We start from the raw sequence: 18,188 nt of genomic DNA, 5'->3' as shown, positions 1-18,188 counted from the left end.
TTCGTTATTTTCAATGATGCAAATAAAATATGCCTTAGATAAACAATATTTATTTACACATATTATATCGCGTTCAACATAAAAGCATTAAGAGATTGTTTTAAAGACGAAATGTTATTTTCAACACCAGGCACTCTCTTATGGAAGAGACAATTATGAAAATTAAATACTTGCACCACCCAAAATCAATGCTCGCAATCGCTGTGGCACTGGCTGTACAAACTGCCGCCGCAGCGAATCTGGATAATATCAATCTGTTAGCCGTTACCCCTCCGACCGGAGGCAACAGTATTGTCCTTGTTAATAATAATGACACACTCACCCTTTCTAAAACAGAAAATACTGAGAGTTACTGGAATAACTTCAGTACATTACGTGTTGGAGACGCTAGCACCGGATCAATGATCATTGACGGGCGGGATATTCTGACAACAGCAGGGGCGGAAATTGGCCGTACGGCGACAGGCTCCGTGACATTAACCAATGGCGCAACCTGGGAACTGAATAATTCGTTAATTCAAATTGGTCTGGAGGGCGGTACCGGCATACTGAATGTACATAACGGTAGCAAAATCACAGGTATTGCTGGATTACGCGTTGGCGAATTTTACGAAACGGGAGAGGGTCTACTTTCCATCGACGGTGCTAATTCATCCGTTGCGACCAACCATATTATCGTTGGGGACCAGAATCACGGTAAATTATTGATTACCAATGGTGGTAAACTCTCAACGACGGAGCACATGAGTATTGGCTACGTCGGCGTGACAGATAATAGTAATCGCAACGGTTTTGGTGAAACATTGGTCGACGGCGCGGGCTCCACCCTGGATGTGGCAACGGCCATCAATCTGGGTGGATTCTCTACAGCGAATAACACCGCGAAGGGGATCCTCACCGTCAGCAATGGGGCAACCGTCAAGTCCGGATCGTTGATCCGTCTCGCCTATGGCAACGGTAGTACCGGGATTTTAAATATCGGCGGCGCGCAGGGCGAAGCCGAACAGGCGGCGGGTAACATTGAGGCGTCACGAATTTATCTAATGAATAACAGCGGCTTAAGCACCGCTCTTCTGAACTTTAACCACTCCAGTCAGGACTTCGTGCTGGCATCACGAATCTACGGTAATGGTGAAGTCAATCATGTTGGGTCCGGTATCACCACGCTCACAGGAGCCAATACCTACAGCGGTAACACGCTTGTCTCCAGAGGGACGCTCCGCGCAGGTGCAGAGAATACGTTTAGCGCCGCGTCAGATTACACCGTCAGCGAAGGCGCCAGTCTGGATCTCAATGGTTATTCGCAAACCCTGAACTCGCTGGATCTGGCAGGTACAGTAACGCTCTCCTCCCCATCACAAGCCAGAGCGGCCTTTACGCCGACCACGTTAACCATCGCGGGCAACTACGCGGGTAACAACGGTCTGGTGGCCTTGCGTACCGTACTGGGTGATGACCTTTCAGCGACTGATAAAATGATTGTCCGTGGTGACACCAGTGGCACTACACGTGTCAGCGTCACCAACGCTGGCGGCGGCGGTTCGCAGACGGTAGAAGGCATCCCCATTGTGGAAGTCGAGGGTGCTTCTAACGGGACCTTCGTCAAAGAAGGTCGTATCGTCGCGGGTGCTTACGATTACAACATCATTAAAAAGAACAACCAGAACTGGCATCTGACCAGCGAGGCGATTCCGGATCCGTTACCGCCAGATGAACCCGCGCCAGCCTCACCGGAAACGCCAGAGCAGCCTATTCCCCAGCCTGGTGAACACCAGTATCGCCCGGAAACCGGCAGCTATCTGGCGAACACCCTTGCGGCCAACACGCTGTTCACCACCCGGCTTCACGATCGTCTGGGTGAAACCCAGTACACCGACGCGTTAACCGGCGAGCAGAAAGTCACCAGCCTGTGGATGCGCCATATCGGCGGACATAACCGCTTCAAAGATGGTTCCGGGCAGATCAGCACCCAGAGCAACCGCTACGTGATGCAACTGGGCGGCGATATCGCGCAATGGAGCACCGACGGTCTCGATCGCTGGCATCTGGGTCTGATGGCCGGTTACGCCAACAGCAAGAGCCGCAGCCACTCCACCCTCACCGGGTACAGCTCACGCGGGGAGATCAGCGGTTACAGCGCCGGTCTGTACGGCACCTGGTATGCCAACGACGCCGATAAAACCGGTGCGTATGTCGATGGCTGGATGCTCTACAACTGGTTTGACAACACCGTGTCCGGACAGGGCCTGGCATCTGAGGAATATGACTCCAGCGGTATCACCGCCTCTGTCGAAACAGGCTACACCTGGAAACTGGCCGAATTCAGCGAGCGTAATGCGCTGTACATCCAGCCTAAAGCGCAAATCACCTGGATGGACGTGCAGGCTGATACGCACGTTGAGAAAAACGGCACCCGGGTGGTGGATAAAACCGACGGCAACCTGCAAACGCGTCTTGGCGTCAAAGCCTACCTGCAAGGCCATAACGCCATGGATGACGGCAAAGGCCGCACCTTCCAGCCGTTCGTCGAAGTCAACTGGATCCACAACACGCAGAATTACAGCGTGCAGATGGACGACATCAGCAACGACGTGAAAGGCAGCCGCAATATCGGTGAGCTGAAGGCGGGTGTTGAAGGCCAACTGACGAAGAACGTCACCCTGTGGGGTAACGTTGCCCAACAGATTGGTGATAACGGATACAAAGATACGCAAGGTATGCTGGGGCTGAAATACAGCTTCTAATCCCTTCCCCCATGGCGACATGGAGATTTATCACAAACCCTGACCTTGTCAGGGTTTGTGTGTTTAGGGAGTAAAGCGATCTTTCAGATTCATCAACAAGGTTGGCGGCCATGACAAATGCTTACACTCGCAATGCTATGCTTATTATGAGCATCTCAACAATGGAGCTGATGATGAAATTATCCCGAGGACTACTGACAGGCATTCTGCTGACCGCCTCCCCGCTGGTTTTTGCCGCCCCTGACTCCTGCGAACGCGTCAAGAGTGATATTGAGCAGCGCATCATCAATAACGGCGTGCCGGAGGCCAACTTCACCCTGAGCATCGTACCAAACGATCAGGCCGATCAGCCGGACTCACAGGTCGTCGGACACTGCGCCAACGACACCCATAAAATTCTCTACACCCGGACCAGCAGTGGTAATGCCCCTGCCAGCACCACGCCTTCTCAGGAAGGCGCCAACGCCGAACCCCAGTAATTCCGCCTGTTTTTTCCCCTCCGGCAACGGAGGGTTCCCCTCACTTTGATATGCATTAATAACCCCTACTCATTAAGGGGTAAAATTCATTTCTGTTTAGCATGTCTCTGATATCGATATAGAAAATATTATACAGCGATCTGTTTTGAAGGTGCGGCATCAGCACAACGCCCTCCACACCACGTTGATTAAAACAGAAAAAATGCGAATGGCTGTTCCCCGGACAAGGAAGCAACCAGGCCAGTTTTTGACATTAGCAAAGTGAGCAACCATGAAAATCACCACGCCTGAGGCCCTCATGAAGGCCAATATCAGCCGCCGTAGTCTGGTGAAATCATCCGCTATTGGCAGCCTTGCGTTTGCCAGTAGCGCTTTCACCCTTCCTTTCACCCGTATCGCCCGCGCCGCCGACGGCATGACGCCAGCGCCGGTCGAAGAAAAAGCGGTCTGGAGTTCCTGTACCGTCAACTGCGGAAGTCGCTGCCTGCTGCGTCTGCATGTTAAAGATGACACCGTTTACTGGGTTGAATCTGACACTACCGGCAACGATGAGTACGGAAACCACCAGGTTCGCGCCTGTCTGCGCGGTCGCTCAATACGTCGCCGCATGAACCATCCGGACCGTTTGAAATATCCAATGAAACGTGTTGGTAAACGCGGCGAAGGGAAATTTGAGCGTATCTCCTGGGATGAAGCGCTGGATACCATCGGCGACAACCTGAAGCGGATCCTGAAAGAGTATGGCAATGAGGCGGTTCACGTACTGTACGGCACCGGCGTCGACGGCGGCAACATTACCAACTCCAACGTCCCTTACCGTCTGATGAACTCCTGTGGTGGCTATCTTAGCCGTTATGGCAGTTACAGTACCGCGCAAATCAGCGCCGCCATGAGCTACATGTTTGGCAGTAACGATGGCAACAGCCCGGATGACATTGCCAACACGAAACTGGTGGTGATGTTTGGCAACAACCCAGCGGAAACCCGCATGAGTGGCGGCGGCGTCACTTATTATGTTGAACAGGCTCGCGAACGTTCAAATGCGCGAATGATAGTGATCGATCCGCGCTATAACGACACCGCCGCCGGACGTGAAGACGAATGGCTGCCCATCCGCCCCGGTACGGATGGCGCACTGGCGGCTGCGATTGCCTGGGTGCTGATTACGGAAGATCTGGTCGATAAACCGTTCCTCGACAAATATTGCGTCGGCTACGATGAAACCACCCTGCCTGCCGACGCGCCGCGTAACGCGCATTACAAGGCCTATATCCTCGGTGAAGGCCCGGACGGCGTTGCCAAAACACCGGAGTGGGCTTCTCATATCACCAGTATTCCGGCGGATAAAATCATTCAACTGGCACGTGAAATTGGTTCGGCGAAGCCGGCCTATATTTGCCAGGGCTGGGGACCTCAGCGTCACTCCAACGGCGAGCAAACCGCGCGGGCGATCGCCATGCTGTCGGTGCTCACCGGTAACGTCGGTATCAATGGCGGCAACTCAGGCGTCCGTGAAGGCACCTGGGATCTCGGTGTGGAATGGTTTTCGATGCTTGATAACCCGGTGAAAACGCAAATCTCCGTCTTCACCTGGACCGACGCTATCGATCACGGCACCGAAATGACCGCCACACGCGACGGCGTACGCGGTAAAGATAAGCTGGATGTTCCCATCAAATTCATGTGGTGTTACGCCAGTAATACGCTGATTAACCAGCATGGCAATATCGCCCACACTCATGACGTGCTACAGGACGACAGCAAGTGCGAAATGATTGTCGGCATCGAACATTTCATGACGGCATCGGCGAAGTACTGCGACATTCTGCTGCCGGATTTAATGCCGACCGAGCAGGAAGACCTGATTTCTCACGAATCCGCCGGCAACATGGGCTATGTGATCCTCGGTCAGCCCGCGACTTCAGCGAAGTTTGAAAGAAAACCGATCTACTGGATGCTCAGTGAAATCGCCCGCCGACTCGGCCCGGACGTCTACCAGACATTCACTGAAGGACGCTCGCAGCATGAATGGGTGAAATACCTGCATGCGAAGACCAAAGAACGCAATCCAGAAATGCCGGATTACGAAGAGATGAAGCAAACCGGTATCTTCAAGAAAAAATGCCCGGAAGAACATTACGTCGCCTTCCGCGCCTTCCGTGAAGACCCCACTGCTAACCCGCTGAAAACGCCGTCAGGGAAAATTGAAATTTACTCTGCGCGACTGGCCACTATCGCCAATACCTGGGAACTGAAGCAGGATGAGATAATCCATCCTTTGCCCGCCTATGCACCCGGTTTTGACGGCTGGGACGATCCGATCCGCAAAACGTACCCGCTGCAGCTCACCGGATTCCATTACAAGGCGCGCACTCACTCCAGTTACGGCAACATTGATGTCCTGCAACAAGCTTGCCCACAGGAGATCTGGATTAACCCGATCGATGCCAGCGCGCGTGGGATTCAACACGGCGACACCGTCCGGGTGTTTAACAATAACGGTCAGATGCTGATCCCTGCCAAAGTGACCCCACGCATTCTGCCCGGCGTCACGGCCATCGGTCAGGGTGCGTGGCTCAAAGCCGACATGTTTGGTGATCAAATAGACCACGGCGGCTCCATTAACATCCTGACGTCACACCGCCCTTCGCCGCTGGCCAAAGGCAATCCTTCGCACAGTAATCTTGTTCAGGTTGAAAAGGTCTAAGGAGTAACCGATGACAACTCAGTATGGATTTTTTATTGATTCCAGCCGTTGCACCGGTTGTAAAACCTGCGAACTGGCCTGCAAGGACTACAAGGATTTAACCCCGGATGTCAGCTTCCGCCGCATTTATGAATATGCGGGCGGAGACTGGCAGGAAGACAACGGCGTTTGGCACCAGAACGTGTTTGCCTACTATCTCTCTATTGCCTGTAACCACTGCGAAGACCCGGCCTGTACCAAGGTCTGCCCGAGCGGGGCGATGCACAAACGGGAAGATGGCTTTGTGGTGGTGGATGAAGATGTCTGCATCGGCTGTCGTTATTGCCATATGGCCTGTCCGTACGGCGCGCCGCAGTACAACGCCGCCAAAGGCCACATGACCAAATGCGACGGCTGTCATGACCGGGTGGCGGAAGGCAAGAAACCGATCTGTGTCGAGTCTTGTCCGCTGCGTGCGCTGGATTTCGGTCCTGTCGACGAACTGCGTCAGAAACACGGCGATCTGGCGGCGGTTGCTCCGCTGCCTGGCGCACACTTTACGAAACCGAGTATTGTGATCAAACCAAATGCCAACAGCCGCCCGACCGGGGATACCACCGGTTATCTGGCGAATCCGAAGGAGGTGTAAAATGGGAAATGGATGGCATGAATGGCCGCTTGTGCTGTTTACCGTACTCGGCCAGTGCGTCGTAGGCGCGCTGATTGTTAGTGGACTTGGCTGGTTGGCAATGAAAGACGATGCCGCCGCCCGGCAACGTCTGGTTCGCAGCATGTTTTTCCTCTGGCTGGTGATGGGGCTGGGATTCCTGGCGTCAATCATGCACCTGGGGTCGCCGATGCGGGCATTTAACTCCCTCAATCGCATTGGCGCATCCGGGTTGAGCAATGAAATTGCCGCAGGCTCCGTCTTTTTCGCCGTGGGTGGAATCTGGTGGCTGGTCGCCGTTCTGGGTAAAATGCCGCTTGCGCTGGGGAAATTCTGGCTGCTGGTCAGCATGCTACTGGGGATCGTCTTCGTCTGGGCGATGACCCGCGTTTACCTGATTGATACCGTGCCGACCTGGTATACTGGTTATACGACGCTGGCGTTCTTCTTGACGGTGTTGCTCAGCGGCCCGCTGTTCGCAGCATTGCTGCTGCGGGCGTCCCGCGTCACCTTTAATGGTACCCTGTTTGCCAGTATCAGCGTGCTGGCCTTGCTGGTCAGCGTGGCGGTCATCGTCCTGCAGGGCATGTCGCTGGCAACCATTCACAGTTCGGTTCAGCAGGCTTCCGCGCTGGTGCCGGATTACGCCTCTCTGCAGGTATGGCGCGTGGTGCTGGTCGCTGCCGGACTGGGCTGCTGGATCTGCCCGCTGGTGCGCCGTAAAGAGCCGCATGTCGCCGGGTTGCTGTTGGGGCTGCTCCTCGTACTTGGCGGCGAAATCATTGGCCGCGGCCTGTTTTATGGCCTGCACATGACCGTCGGTATGGCGGTGGCAGGTTAACAAATCCGTGCGGGGAAACCCGCACTTTTCAGGATGTTTCAGATGACTGATTTTACTCAACGTGATGATTTTGCGATGACGGCACGCGTGCTGGGGGCGCTGTTTTACTATGCCCCCGACAGCGCCGAAGCCGCGCCTCTGGTGTCAGCGTTAACCGCTGATGACTGGCAGACACAATGGCCGCTGGCAGCGGAAACCCTGTCCCCGCTGGCAACGGACTTTACACGCGTCAGCGATGAGTCACTTCCCGAGGCATTCCAGCGCCTGTTCGTGGGACCCTACGCGTTACCGTCGCCGCCCTGGGGATCGGTCTGGCTAGATCGTGAAAATGTCCTGTTTGGCGAATCGACGCTGGCCCTGCGTCAGTGGATGCGCGACAACGGTATTCACGTCGAGACAGAGCAGAACGAACCCGAAGATCATTTCGGCTCGTTATTGCTGATGGCGGCATGGCTGGCGGAAAGTGGCCGACACAGCGAATGCGAACAACTGCTGGCTTGGCATCTGTTCCCCTGGTCATTCCGCTTTCTCGACGTGTTCATTGAGAACGCCGGACATCCTTTTTATCAGGCGCTTGGTGAACTGGCCCGCCATACTCTGGCACAGTGGCAGTCTCAGTTATTGATGCCGATCGCGGAAAAAACGCTGTTCCCCTAACGTTTATAAGGCAGGTTTTTCCTGCCTTTTCTGATACCTGCATTATTTTTAATTGTTACAGTGTCACTTTTTATCAGCATTTTTAAGACAATTCTTTACATACCCTGCTTATCCTTTACGGCATAAGGCCAAATCGCGTTTGGCGATTAATCGTCTGCGTATCTAATTCACCTTCCCGCTGGAATCCTTCCCACCCTGTTGCTATAGCTCAAAACACCCTGCCAAACCATGGCATAACAACATGCGACGATTTTTCGCCGCCATAACGCATGCAAACAGGGAGACACACTGCAATGCACACATCCACGTTAACCCGCGTGCTGGGCTTTAGTATTGCCATCATTCTGCTACTGGCGCTGCTGGTATGGGGAATTGGCATCGATACCCTCAAATCGCGTCAGGTTGATTTGCTTTATCTCGGTCAACAGCACCTGATTTTGGTCCTTACCTCGATGTTTTTTGCCCTGCTGGTCGGTATTCCAAGCGGTATTTTGCTTAGTCGCCCCGCCGCCCGCGGTATTGCCGAATATGTCATGCAGATCTTCAATATTGGAAACACACTGCCCCCGCTGGCCGTTCTCGCGCTGGCGATGGTGATTATCGGCATTGGTGACATGCCTGCCATCGTTGCGCTGTTTCTGGCGTCGTTGCTGCCGATTGTGCGTAACACCTGGGCAGGATTGAGTTCTGTACCGTCGTCGCTGATTGAAGCGGCAAACGGCATCGGTATGACGAAATGGCAACGGTTGCGTCAGGTAGAAATCCCCAACGCCTGGCCGGTAATACTTTCCGGGATTCGCATTGCCACGGCGATCAACGTCGGTACTGCCCCGCTGGCGTTTCTGATTGGCGCCAGCAGCTACGGCGAATTGATTTTCCCTGGCATCTATCTTAACGACTTCCCGACATTGATTCTGGGAGCCACCGCCACCGCGCTATTCGCCCTGATCCTCGACAGTCTGCTCGCCTGGCTTGGGCGCGTCCTGAGCCCCCATACGGCCTGATGGCAATGATAAGAACAAGGAGCGCTAAATGAATCTCAAGAAAAAATGGCTGGGATGGTTCGCCGCCGCGCTGTTCATCAGCACCCAGGCTCAGGCGGCCCCGATTATTCTTGCCACCAAAAGTTTTACCGAGCAGCACATTCTCTCGGCAATGACCGTTCAGTATCTGCAAAAAAAGGGATTTCAGGTTCAGCCGCAGACCAATATCGCCACAGTGATTTCGCGTAATGCGATGATCAATAAACAGATTGATATGACATGGGAATACACCGGCACTTCACTGATTATTTTCAACCACATCAATAAGCGAATGAGCCCGCAAGAGTCGTACGACACGGTAAAACGCCTTGATGCCAAACTGGGACTGGTATGGCTGAAACCGGCAGATATGAACAACACCTACGCCTTCGCCATGCAGCGCAAACGTGCCGAAGCGGAGAACATCAACACCATGTCGGAGATGGTGGCGAAAATTGAACACATTCGCCAGACCGATCCCGATAACAACTGGCTGCTGGGTCTCGACCTGGAATTTGCCGGACGTAGCGACGGAATGAAGCCGTTGCAGCAGGCCTATCAGATGGATCTCGACCGGCCGCAAATCCGCCAGATGGACCCCGGACTGGTTTACAACGCCATTCGTGATGGCTTTGTTGACGCCGGTCTCATCTACACCACTGACGGCCGTGTGAAAGGGTTTGATCTCAAAGTACTGGAGGATGATAAGGGCTTCTTCCCAAGTTACGCTGTCACGCCGGTGGTGCGTAAAGAGACGCTGGAAGCCCATCCGGGACTTGCTGAGGCGCTCAATACCCTCTCGGCCCAGTTGAACAATGACGTGATCAGTTCGCTGAATGCGAAGGTCGATATCGATCACCAGTCACCTCAGCAGGTTGCTCGTGAATTCCTGCAACAAAAGAACCTGCTGTAAGGAGCGCATATGGATACGATTCACTACATGATGGATAACGCGGGTTATCTGGCGATGCTCACCTATCAGCATCTGTGGCTAGTGGCGCTGGCAGTTGGGTTGGCGATTGTGATTGGCGTGCCGCTGGGGATCCTGATTGTCCGCCACAAATGGCTGGCAACGCCGGTGTTAAGCGTCGCGACGCTGCTGCTGACGATTCCCTCTATCGCCCTGTTCGGGTTGATGATCCCCCTGTTTTCGCTGATCGGTCACGGAATTGGCGCACTGCCCGCCATTACCGCCGTGTTTCTTTACTCGCTGCTGCCTATCGTGCGTAACACCCATACCGCGCTGGACAACCTCCCGCCGGGCTTACGCGAAGCGGGTCGCGGGATCGGCATGACCTTCTGGCAGCGCCTGCGTTGGGTGGAGATCCCGATGGCATTACCGGTGATTTTCGGCGGTATCCGCACCGCCGTGGTTATGAATATCGGCGTCATGGCAATTGCCGCGGTGATCGGCGCAGGCGGCCTGGGATTACTGTTACTGAACGGTATCGGCGGCAGCGACATTCGCATGCTGATTGCCGGTGCATTGATGATTTGTTTTTTAGCGATTGTGCTCGACTGGCTGTTACACCGCCTGCAAGTCGTTCTGACACCTAAGGGGATACGATAATGATAAAACTGGAAAACCTCACCAAACAATTTTCACAGAAAAAGGGTCAGCCGCTGAAGGCCGTCGATAACGTTAATCTGAACGTGCCGGAGGGAGAAATGTGTGTTCTGCTGGGGCCGTCGGGCTGCGGTAAGACCACCACCCTGAAGATGATTAACCGCCTGATTACCCCGAGCAGTGGCAACATCCTGATAAACGGTGAAAATACCAATGAGATGGATACCGTGACCCTGCGCCGTAATATTGGCTATGTGATCCAGCAGATTGGCCTGTTTCCCAATATGACGATTGAAGAGAACATCACGGTCGTCCCCCGCATGCTGGGCTGGGACAAAGCCCGCTGTAAAAGCCGCGCCGAAGAATTAATGGAGATGGTGGCGATGGATACCAAAAAGTATCTGCATCGCTATCCGAAAGAAATGTCCGGCGGTCAGCAACAGCGTATTGGCGTGATTCGCGCCCTGGCGGCGGATCCGCCAGTCCTGCTGATGGACGAGCCGTTTGGCGCCGTCGACCCCATCAACCGCGAAGTGATCCAGAATCAGTTCCTTGAGATGCAACGTGCGCTGAAAAAAACCGTGATGCTGGTGAGTCATGATATCGATGAGGCGCTGAAACTTGGCGATCGCATTGCCGTGTTCCGTCAGGGACGGATTGTCCAGTGCGCCAGCCCCGATGAACTGCTGGCCAAACCGGCCAACGATTTTGTCGGTTCATTCGTCGGTCAGGACCGCACGCTTAAGCGTCTGCTGCTGGTTTCGGCGGGCGATGTGACCGATCAACAACCGACGCTGACTGCTCAGCCGTCCACGTCGCTGAAGGAAGCCTTTGGCATTATGGATGACAACGATATTCGCGCCATTACGGTGGTGGATGGCGAAGGAAAACCACTGGGCTTTGTGAAACGTCGCGAGGCGCGCCAGGCCAGCGGCACCTGCGCAGATATCCTTCATCCCTTCCGCATTACCGGTAAAGCCGAAGATAACCTGCGGATTGTGCTCTCCAAACTGTATGAAAGTAATACCAGTTGGATGCCGATCGTTGACGAGGAAGGACGCTACAACGGTGAGATCTCACAGGATTACATCGCCGATTATCTCAGTTCCGGACGTACCCGCCGGGCGCTGAACATTCACGAAGAGTGAGGGGTTGTGAAATGACCGGGGAGAATCGTCTGCTCCCCGGTTTATTGAAGGCCTGGGTGTTTGCGTCTGTCCTGTCGGGAACGTTACGCCATGATTCTGTCAACCGACAGCACGCTACCCAGCATTGACAGGCGAATGTACTGTCCGAGTTCACGCTGCTCGGCACGCGGTAAATAAGGCAGTTCGCCAATCAGCGGTGCTGGCAGTTTTTTGCTCAGTACATCGATAATCTCTGCGTAATGTGCCAGACCCGGATTAATACGGTTAGCGACCCAACCGATCAGCGGTAAACCGTCATTGGCGATCGCCTGAGCCGTCAGCAGCGCATGGTTAATACAGCCTTCCTGAATACCGACCACCATCAACACCGGTAACTGCTCCTGCACCACCCATTCGGACAGTGGACGCAGATCGTTCATCAGGCTGCGCCAGCCACCCGTGCCTTCAACCACGACATGATCAACCTTTTCGCTCAGGCTAGCCAGCCCGTTAGAAAGCAAGGTGTAATTGATTGGGCCACTGTGGGCCACGCTACTTTCATCTTCGCTCAGGGCGATGGGGTTAACCGCCTCATAGGGTAATTCCAGCGTCGACACACTTTGCAGCACCAGCGCATCGCGATTGCGTAACCCTTCGGGCGTCTCTTTGCTGCTCTTCGCAACCGGTTTATATCCCGCAACGCTTTTCCCTCCCGACGCTAACGCTTGTAGCAATGCGCGGGAAACAACCGTCTTCCCAACAGAAGTGTCTGTACCTGTAATAAAGAAACGCTTCAGCATCACCAACTCCACCGTTATGCTTCGAAAATATAAGCCAGGAAAATAATACAGTGGAGAAAGTCTAAGGTATGCCCGGTGGAATCAGCTTGAGTTAGCGCAATTTTTGGTAGAACAGTTAAAAAATGTTAACCCTGTAATAGACGAATCAACAAAGAACCATTATACATCGCGTCTTTTACCAGCGCGGCTCCCGCCATTGTCCCCTGATTAGAGAACTGTGTGCTCTCAACGACCATATTTTTACTGTAGGCCGGTAGCGCCTGCTGGCGGATGCTGTCCGCAATCGCCGGAAACAACACGTCTGCGGCTTTACTGAGCGGCGATCCAATCAGGATTTTTTGCGGATTGAACAGATTGACCATAATGGCAAGGATACGGCCAACGTGGGTCCCCACGCCGCTGATAATGTCTTTTGCCAGCAAATCGCCCTGCAACGCCGCCTGACACAGCGAATCGACCGTCAACGGCTGGCCGTGAAGCGAAGAGCTCATGGATTGCGTCAGTCGCAGTTGCGCCAGCTCCAGCACACTTTCCACGCTGGCGATGGTTTCCAGACAGCCGTGGTTGCCACAGTAGCAGCGTTTTCCGTAAGGATCGACCTGGGTGTGGCCAATCTCCACCAGGCTGCTGCTACCCGCATGCAGTAAATGACCGTCGGTAATCACCCCGGCGCCAACGTTATGATCGATGACCACCTGAATGACATCGCGCGCACCGCGGGACGCGCCAAACAGCGCCTCTGCCATCGTCCAGGCGCTGATATCATGCTGAATGTATACCGGCACGCCGGTGTGCTGCGCCAGCGTATCACCGAGCGGCATCTCTTTCACATCGGCATAAAACGGCATACGATGCACGATCCCATTCTCGGTATCGATAATGCCGGGTAAGGTAATGGCAATGGAAGTCAGACGTTCGAGCTTCTGCTGATGACGAATAAAAAACTGATCGACCAGCGTGACAATACGCGCCAGCAACGGCGTTTCATCGTTGAGCGGCAGTTCAAGACAGTCTTCCACGACCAGCTTGCTGCTGAGATCGCGCAGGGCGAGAAAGATTTCTCCACGACTGATGCGAAGGGACAGATAGTGCCAGGCTTCGGTTTCCACCACCAGCCCCACTGCCGGGCGTCCGCGACTCCCCGCTTCTTTAATTTCCAGTTCCTGGACCAGATGCGCTTCCAGCATTTCACGCACAATCTTCGTGATACTGGCGGGTGCCAGTTGCGCAAGACGCGAAAGATCAATACGCGATACCGGTCCCAGCTGATCAATCAGCCGATAAACGGCGCCCGCATTGGTCTGCTTTATTTGATCGATGTGCCCAGGCTGACTATCAGCAACCACCTCTGACTCCCTTTATTTTCGCGCTCCGAAATAATCTGTAGGCTATGGTGAAGCACTTCAATACACAACGTCAACTTTTTACTTAGCCGTGTGATTAACTGCACATTTTCAGCCGTTATTAAATTAATTTAAGCGTTCCTGACGGCCTGAATTAATTGCTGACGAAAGCGTAGCGCCGCCTGGCTTGGTTCATGATGCGCTGACCAGACCAGCCACATTTCCGAAACCGCATCGTCTTCCGCAATCGGTACCCAACACATCTCATTGAGCTGCACTTTTTTAAACGAGGCCGGAAGGATCGACACCCCTAATCCGGCAGCGACCAGCCCAATGATCGTCATTGCCTCACCGACCTCCTGGGTAATCACCGGCGTCAAATGGTAACGGCGCATCATGCCGAGAATATCGTCATAAAGACCCGTTCCGACGTGCGGGTCAAAGAAGACAAACGGCTCTTTCGCCAGTTCGGCCAGCGTCACCACCGGCTTTTGCGAAAGCGGGAAAACCCTGGGAATCATCGCCATCAGCGGTTCATGCAAAATCACCTCATGATGCAAGCTCTCTGGCAACGGGGTATTGCGCATCAGGCCCAGATCCAGCGCCCCTTCGCTCAGCGGCGCCAGCTGTTCGCGGGTATTCATCTCGCGGGTCTGCAAATGCATATCCGGGTATTTCTGGCGGAACAGCGACAGGGTATCCGACACCGCGCGGATAAACGGTGCCGACGAGGTAAAACCGATGCGCAGCTCTCCGGCTTCCCCCTGATGCAGACGCTCCGCACGGGCGGCGGCATCATTGACCAAACCAAGGATCTGCCGACTGTCGGCGAGAAATTGCTTGCCAGCGGCGGTCAGGGCGACACTACGGTTAGTTCTCGCGAGCAGGCGAGCCCCGACCTGCTGCTCAAGCATCTGTATTTGCTGGCTCAGCGGTGGCTGCGAAATGTTCAGTCGGGTTGCGGCGCGCCCAAAATGCAGTTCTTCCGCCACGGCAACAAAGTAACGAAGGTGACGCAGTTCAATATTCATATTTTAAACGTATTATTTGAGACTATTAATATATTAGACAGAATAATGAGATTTTCCTACTCTACTCAACAAGGTTATGCCCGTCCCCTCAAAACACGGGTTTGTTGCGCAAGGATTTCCAGTGAGTCGTACTACTACTGTCAATGACGCGACGGCGAGCGATATTGACGACCAACGCATTTCTCAGCCGGTTCAGTTTATTCAACGCGGTACTTCTGCCTTTATGCGCGTCACGCTGGCGCTCTTTTCTGCCGGACTGGCGACTTTCGCCCTGCTGTACTGCGTCCAGCCTATTCTGCCGGTGTTGTCCCATGAGTTTGGCGTATCTCCCGCCAGCAGCAGTATTTCACTGTCGATCTCCACCGGAATGTTAGCCGTTGGTCTGCTGTTTACCGGTCCGCTTTCGGATGCCATCGGGCGCAAGCCGGTGATGGTGACCGCGTTGCTGCTCGCCTCCTGCTGTACGTTGCTCTCGACAATGATGACCAGCTGGCATGGCATTCTGGTGATGCGCGCGCTGATCGGCCTTTCACTCAGCGGCGTGGCGGCGGTCGGGATGACCTATCTGAGTGAGGAGATTCACCCCAGTTTTGTCGCATTTTCAATGGGGTTGTACATCAGCGGCAACTCGATTGGCGGGATGAGCGGACGTCTGATTAGCGGCGTGTTTACCGATTTCTTTAGCTGGCGTATTGCGCTGGCTGCTATTGGCTGCTTTGCGCTGGCATCAGCCCTGATGTTCTGGAAAATACTGCCAGAATCACGCCACTTCCGGCCCACGTCGCTGCGCCCCAAAACGCTGTTTATTAATTTCCGGATCCACTGGCGCGACCAGGGACTGCCGCTGCTGTTTGCCGAAGGCTTTCTGTTGATGGGGTCGTTCGTCACCCTGTTTAACTACATCGGCTATCGTCTGATGCTTTCACCATGGGAACTCAGTCAGGCTGTGGTCGGTTTGCTTTCCGTCGCCTATCTGACCGGAACCTGGAGTTCACCGAAAGCTGGTTCGATGACGGTACGTTACGGGCGCGGTCCGGTGATGCTCTTTTCCACCGTCGTGATGCTGTTCGGTATGTTAATGACGTTGTTCAGTTCGCTGTGGCTGATTTTCGCCGGAATGCTGCTCTTTTCAGCCGGATTCTTTGGCGCGCATTCGGTGGCCAGTAGCTGGATTGGGCCGCGTGCGCGTCGCGCCAAAGGCCAGGCCTCTTCGCTGTATCTGTTCAGCTATTATCTGGGGTCCAGTATCGCCGGTACGCTCGGCGGTGTGTTCTGGCATAACTATGGCTGGAACGGCGTCGGGGGATTTATCGCGATTATGCTGGTACTGGCTATTCTGGTCGGCACACGACTGCATCACCGTCTTCACGTCTAGTCTGAAAGAAAAGCCCGGCTCACCGGGCTTCTCGCCTCTCAACCAACAGTGGTTACCACATTCCTAAGATTGATGAAAAGCCCATCAATTCTCTGACGGCATCCAGTGCCAGAAGAGCAAAGACAACCCAGTGGAGTGGATTCATTTTGCTGTGTGTGTTTATTGTTATTGAACGGGTACGATGTTCCCGTTGGCTACTATAAAAAAGGCTATCGATAAACATAACTACCCATTATGGTGGGGGAACTCAACCCGCCTGTTACGTCGAAGAGGTTACATGGACAACAAAAACTATCAACAACTTACCCGCACCTTCCTGCGTCTCTCTCGCTTCTCGCACCTCTCCGCCATCGCCAGTTGGGATATGTTCGCCATGATGCCACCCGGCGGCAGTGCGGCGCGGGGTGAAGCGCTGGCGGAACTGAGCGTTCTGGAACATCAAATCCTGACCGAACCGAAAGTGGCGCAATGGCTTGCCGCTGCCGCCCAGGAGGATCTCAATGATGTGGAACAGGCCAATCTGCGGGAAATGACGCGTCTGCATACCCAGGCCGCGTTGTTACCGGAGTCGTTGGTGGAGGCCAAATCTCTCGCCGGCAGTCGCTGTGAACACGCCTGGCGCAGTCAGCGCCCCGCCAACGACTGGCAGGGATTCTCTGCGAATTTAAAAGAAGTCGTGAAACTGAGCCGCGAAGAGGCCAGACTGCGCGCCGACGTGAAAGGTTGTTCTCCCTATGACGCACTACTGGATATCTATGAGCCGGACATGACCAGCGCACAGCTGGACGGCCTGTTTGCCGATCTCAAATCGTGGCTGCCGGATCTGCTCAACCGCGTGGTTGCCCGCCAGTCGCCGCAGTCGCTGATTGCCCCTGTTGGCCCCTTCCCGACTGCCGTTCAGCGCGAACTGGGACTGGAGACAATGTCTGTACTCGGTTTCGATTTTAACGCCGGTCGCCTCGACATCAGCGCACATCCATTCTGCGGCGGCGTGCCGGAAGATGTGCGCATCACGACGCGCTATGACGAAAACGAATTACTCAGCGCCCTGTTTGGCGTGATCCACGAAACCGGCCACGCCCGCTATGAGCAAAACCTGCCGCGTAACTGGCTGGGTCAGCCCGTCGCCCTTGCCCGTTCCACCGCGATCCACGAATCCCAGAGTCTGTTTTTTGAAATGCAGGTAGGACGCAGCAATGCGTTTTTAAGGCGGCTGCTACCTGCCGTGAAGCGTTATTTTGGCGATCAGGCTGCCTTTGAAGAGCAAAACTTCATCGCCTGGAACCAGCGAGTGAAACTCGGTTTTATCCGTGTGGATGCGGATGAAGTCAGCTACCCGGCGCACGTCATTCTGCGCTATGAGATTGAGCGCGCATTGATCAATGGCGATATTGAGGTGGACGACATTCCGGCGCTGTGGGACGAAAAAATGCAGACCTGGCTGGGCCTGTCAACAAAAGGGAACTATCGCGACGGCTGCATGCAGGACATTCACTGGACGGACGGCGGGTTTGGTTACTTCCCTTCTTACACGCTGGGCGCGATGTATGCCGCACAGTTGTTCAGCGCCGCGAATCGCGCATTGCCGGATCTCAGTCAGCAGATTGCAGGCGGCGATTTCAGCGCCTTGTTTGACTGGCTGCAACAGAACATCTGGCAGCACGGCAGTCGCTTTACCACGGCGCAGTTGATTACTCAGGCTACCGGAGAAGCATTGAGCAGCCGTCATTTCCGCGCCCATCTTGAATCTCGCTATCTGTAAATCCCCTCGCCGGGCCGCTGCGCCCGGCGTTGTACATATCGTTACACGCCGAAACCAATGACTCACGGAAGTGCACAGCATCCAGCG

Annotated in this window: 16 protein-coding genes and 1 pseudogene; 13 read left to right on the top strand and 4 right to left on the bottom strand. The window is 54.4% G+C overall.

All coding sequences use genetic code 11. The features are described from left to right. Positions 1–155 precede the first annotated feature (155 nt). The 11 genes and pseudogenes from AB7E14_RS06755 to AB7E14_RS06705 all read left to right on the top strand — a co-directional run. Positions 156–2,744 (top strand): autotransporter outer membrane beta-barrel domain-containing protein, encoded by a 2,589-nt coding sequence (locus AB7E14_RS06755; RefSeq protein WP_316962296.1) that lies wholly within the window; start codon positions 156–158, stop codon positions 2,742–2,744. Between the two features lie 170 nt (positions 2,745–2,914). Continuing rightward, positions 2,915–3,223, top strand: coding sequence for a DUF1161 domain-containing protein (locus tag AB7E14_RS06750; protein WP_080343316.1), 309 nt, complete (start codon positions 2,915–2,917; stop codon positions 3,221–3,223). Positions 3,224–3,494: 271 nt separating this feature from the next. Then, complete coding sequence (gene ynfF / locus AB7E14_RS06745; RefSeq protein WP_316962295.1) at positions 3,495–5,930, top strand: selenate/tellurate reductase subunit YnfF; 2,436 nt, start codon at positions 3,495–3,497, stop codon at positions 5,928–5,930. 10 nt (positions 5,931–5,940) lie between these two features. Continuing rightward, positions 5,941–6,558 carry a dimethylsulfoxide reductase iron-sulfur subunit DmsB gene (gene dmsB / locus AB7E14_RS06740; RefSeq protein WP_043000749.1) on the top strand — a complete coding sequence of 206 codons (618 nt, stop codon included), beginning with the start codon at positions 5,941–5,943 and terminating at the stop codon, positions 6,556–6,558. Position 6,559: 1 nt separating this feature from the next. Next, positions 6,560–7,417 carry a dimethyl sulfoxide reductase anchor subunit family protein gene (locus AB7E14_RS06735; RefSeq protein WP_109740224.1) on the top strand — a complete coding sequence of 286 codons (858 nt, stop codon included), beginning with the start codon at positions 6,560–6,562 and terminating at the stop codon, positions 7,415–7,417. 42 nt (positions 7,418–7,459) lie between these two features. Then, complete coding sequence (gene dmsD / locus AB7E14_RS06730; RefSeq protein ID WP_316962294.1) at positions 7,460–8,074, top strand: Tat proofreading chaperone DmsD; 615 nt, start codon at positions 7,460–7,462, stop codon at positions 8,072–8,074. 293 nt (positions 8,075–8,367) lie between these two features. Next, positions 8,368–9,078 carry an osmoprotectant ABC transporter permease OsmY gene (gene osmY / locus AB7E14_RS06725; protein WP_043000752.1) on the top strand — a complete coding sequence of 237 codons (711 nt, stop codon included), beginning with the start codon at positions 8,368–8,370 and terminating at the stop codon, positions 9,076–9,078. 28 nt (positions 9,079–9,106) lie between these two features. Further along, on the top strand, positions 9,107–10,009 hold the full coding sequence (osmX, locus tag AB7E14_RS06720) for an osmoprotectant ABC transporter substrate-binding protein OsmX (protein ID WP_058588038.1): 903 nt from the start codon (positions 9,107–9,109) through the stop codon (positions 10,007–10,009). A gap of 9 nt (positions 10,010–10,018) precedes the next feature. Further along, positions 10,019–10,666, top strand: coding sequence for an osmoprotectant ABC transporter permease OsmW (gene osmW / locus AB7E14_RS06715; protein WP_043000754.1), 648 nt, complete (start codon positions 10,019–10,021; stop codon positions 10,664–10,666). Further along, the gene (gene osmV, locus AB7E14_RS06710; protein ID WP_316962293.1) at positions 10,666–11,811 is read left to right on the top strand and encodes an osmoprotectant ABC transporter ATP-binding protein OsmV; all 1,146 of its coding nucleotides are present in this window, start codon (positions 10,666–10,668) and stop codon (positions 11,809–11,811) included. Before osmW ends, osmV begins: the two co-directional genes overlap by 1 nt. A gap of 5 nt (positions 11,812–11,816) precedes the next feature. Then, positions 11,817–11,939, top strand: a pseudogene (locus tag AB7E14_RS06705) (hypothetical protein); the annotation flags it as partial. Here the strand turns inward: AB7E14_RS06705 and bioD are convergent. The 3 genes from bioD to AB7E14_RS06690 form a co-directional block, all read right to left on the bottom strand. Beyond that, the gene (gene bioD, locus AB7E14_RS06700) at positions 11,895–12,590 is read right to left on the bottom strand and encodes a dethiobiotin synthase (RefSeq protein WP_043000756.1); all 696 of its coding nucleotides are present in this window, start codon (positions 12,588–12,590) and stop codon (positions 11,895–11,897) included. The pseudogene AB7E14_RS06705 and the gene bioD overlap by 45 nt on opposite strands. Before the next feature lie 125 nt (positions 12,591–12,715). Beyond that, entirely contained in the window at positions 12,716–13,936 is a 1,221-nt protein-coding gene (mlc, locus tag AB7E14_RS06695) for a sugar metabolism global transcriptional regulator Mlc (protein ID WP_109740222.1), read from the bottom strand. A gap of 128 nt (positions 13,937–14,064) precedes the next feature. Continuing rightward, positions 14,065–14,964: a LysR family transcriptional regulator gene (locus AB7E14_RS06690; RefSeq protein ID WP_058588036.1), complete on the bottom strand. Its 900-nt coding sequence runs from the start codon at positions 14,962–14,964 to the stop codon at positions 14,065–14,067. Between the two features lie 121 nt (positions 14,965–15,085). Here AB7E14_RS06690 and AB7E14_RS06685 point away from each other — a divergent pair, with 121 nt between their 5' ends. Beyond that, positions 15,086–16,339 carry an MFS transporter gene (locus AB7E14_RS06685; RefSeq protein ID WP_316962292.1) on the top strand — a complete coding sequence of 418 codons (1,254 nt, stop codon included), beginning with the start codon at positions 15,086–15,088 and terminating at the stop codon, positions 16,337–16,339. Positions 16,340–16,391: 52 nt separating this feature from the next. On the opposite strand, the gene AB7E14_RS06680 is transcribed toward AB7E14_RS06685, so the two are convergent. Further along, complete coding sequence (locus AB7E14_RS06680; protein ID WP_224267594.1) at positions 16,392–16,484, bottom strand: KPN_01571 family protein; 93 nt, start codon at positions 16,482–16,484, stop codon at positions 16,392–16,394. 132 nt (positions 16,485–16,616) lie between these two features. On the opposite strand from AB7E14_RS06680, the gene AB7E14_RS06675 reads away from it, so the two are divergent. Continuing rightward, the gene (locus AB7E14_RS06675; protein WP_316962291.1) at positions 16,617–18,101 is read left to right on the top strand and encodes a carboxypeptidase M32; all 1,485 of its coding nucleotides are present in this window, start codon (positions 16,617–16,619) and stop codon (positions 18,099–18,101) included. The last annotated feature ends 87 nt before the right edge of the window (positions 18,102–18,188 follow it).

The sequence above is a fragment of the Citrobacter sp. genome, assembly GCF_050252275.1.
Classification (GTDB): Bacteria; Pseudomonadota; Gammaproteobacteria; order Enterobacterales; family Enterobacteriaceae; genus Citrobacter_A; species Citrobacter_A amalonaticus.
Note: the sequence above shows the minus strand (reverse complement) of the source record. Positions and strands in the feature narration are given on the sequence as shown.

What these genes read in the sequence shown, in the direction of transcription:
- AB7E14_RS06755 (WP_316962296.1), top strand. Translation starts at nt 156, where the DNA reads ATGAAAATTAAATACTTGCACCACCCAAAATCAATGCTCGCAATCGCT.
- AB7E14_RS06750 (WP_080343316.1), top strand. Translation starts at nt 2,915, where the DNA reads ATGATGAAATTATCCCGAGGACTACTGACAGGCATTCTGCTGACCGCC.
- ynfF (WP_316962295.1), top strand. Translation starts at nt 3,495, where the DNA reads ATGAAAATCACCACGCCTGAGGCCCTCATGAAGGCCAATATCAGCCGC.
- dmsB (WP_043000749.1), top strand. Translation starts at nt 5,941, where the DNA reads ATGACAACTCAGTATGGATTTTTTATTGATTCCAGCCGTTGCACCGGT.
- AB7E14_RS06735 (WP_109740224.1), top strand. Translation starts at nt 6,560, where the DNA reads ATGGGAAATGGATGGCATGAATGGCCGCTTGTGCTGTTTACCGTACTC.
- dmsD (WP_316962294.1), top strand. Translation starts at nt 7,460, where the DNA reads ATGACTGATTTTACTCAACGTGATGATTTTGCGATGACGGCACGCGTG.
- osmY (WP_043000752.1), top strand. Translation starts at nt 8,368, where the DNA reads ATGCACACATCCACGTTAACCCGCGTGCTGGGCTTTAGTATTGCCATC.
- osmX (WP_058588038.1), top strand. Translation starts at nt 9,107, where the DNA reads ATGAATCTCAAGAAAAAATGGCTGGGATGGTTCGCCGCCGCGCTGTTC.
- osmW (WP_043000754.1), top strand. Translation starts at nt 10,019, where the DNA reads ATGGATACGATTCACTACATGATGGATAACGCGGGTTATCTGGCGATG.
- osmV (WP_316962293.1), top strand. Translation starts at nt 10,666, where the DNA reads ATGATAAAACTGGAAAACCTCACCAAACAATTTTCACAGAAAAAGGGT.
- bioD (WP_043000756.1), bottom strand. Translation starts at nt 12,590, where the DNA reads ATGCTGAAGCGTTTCTTTATTACAGGTACAGACACTTCTGTTGGGAAG.
- AB7E14_RS06690 (WP_058588036.1), bottom strand. Translation starts at nt 14,964, where the DNA reads ATGAATATTGAACTGCGTCACCTTCGTTACTTTGTTGCCGTGGCGGAA.
- AB7E14_RS06680 (WP_224267594.1), bottom strand. Translation starts at nt 16,484, where the DNA reads ATGAATCCACTCCACTGGGTTGTCTTTGCTCTTCTGGCACTGGATGCC.
- AB7E14_RS06675 (WP_316962291.1), top strand. Translation starts at nt 16,617, where the DNA reads ATGGACAACAAAAACTATCAACAACTTACCCGCACCTTCCTGCGTCTC.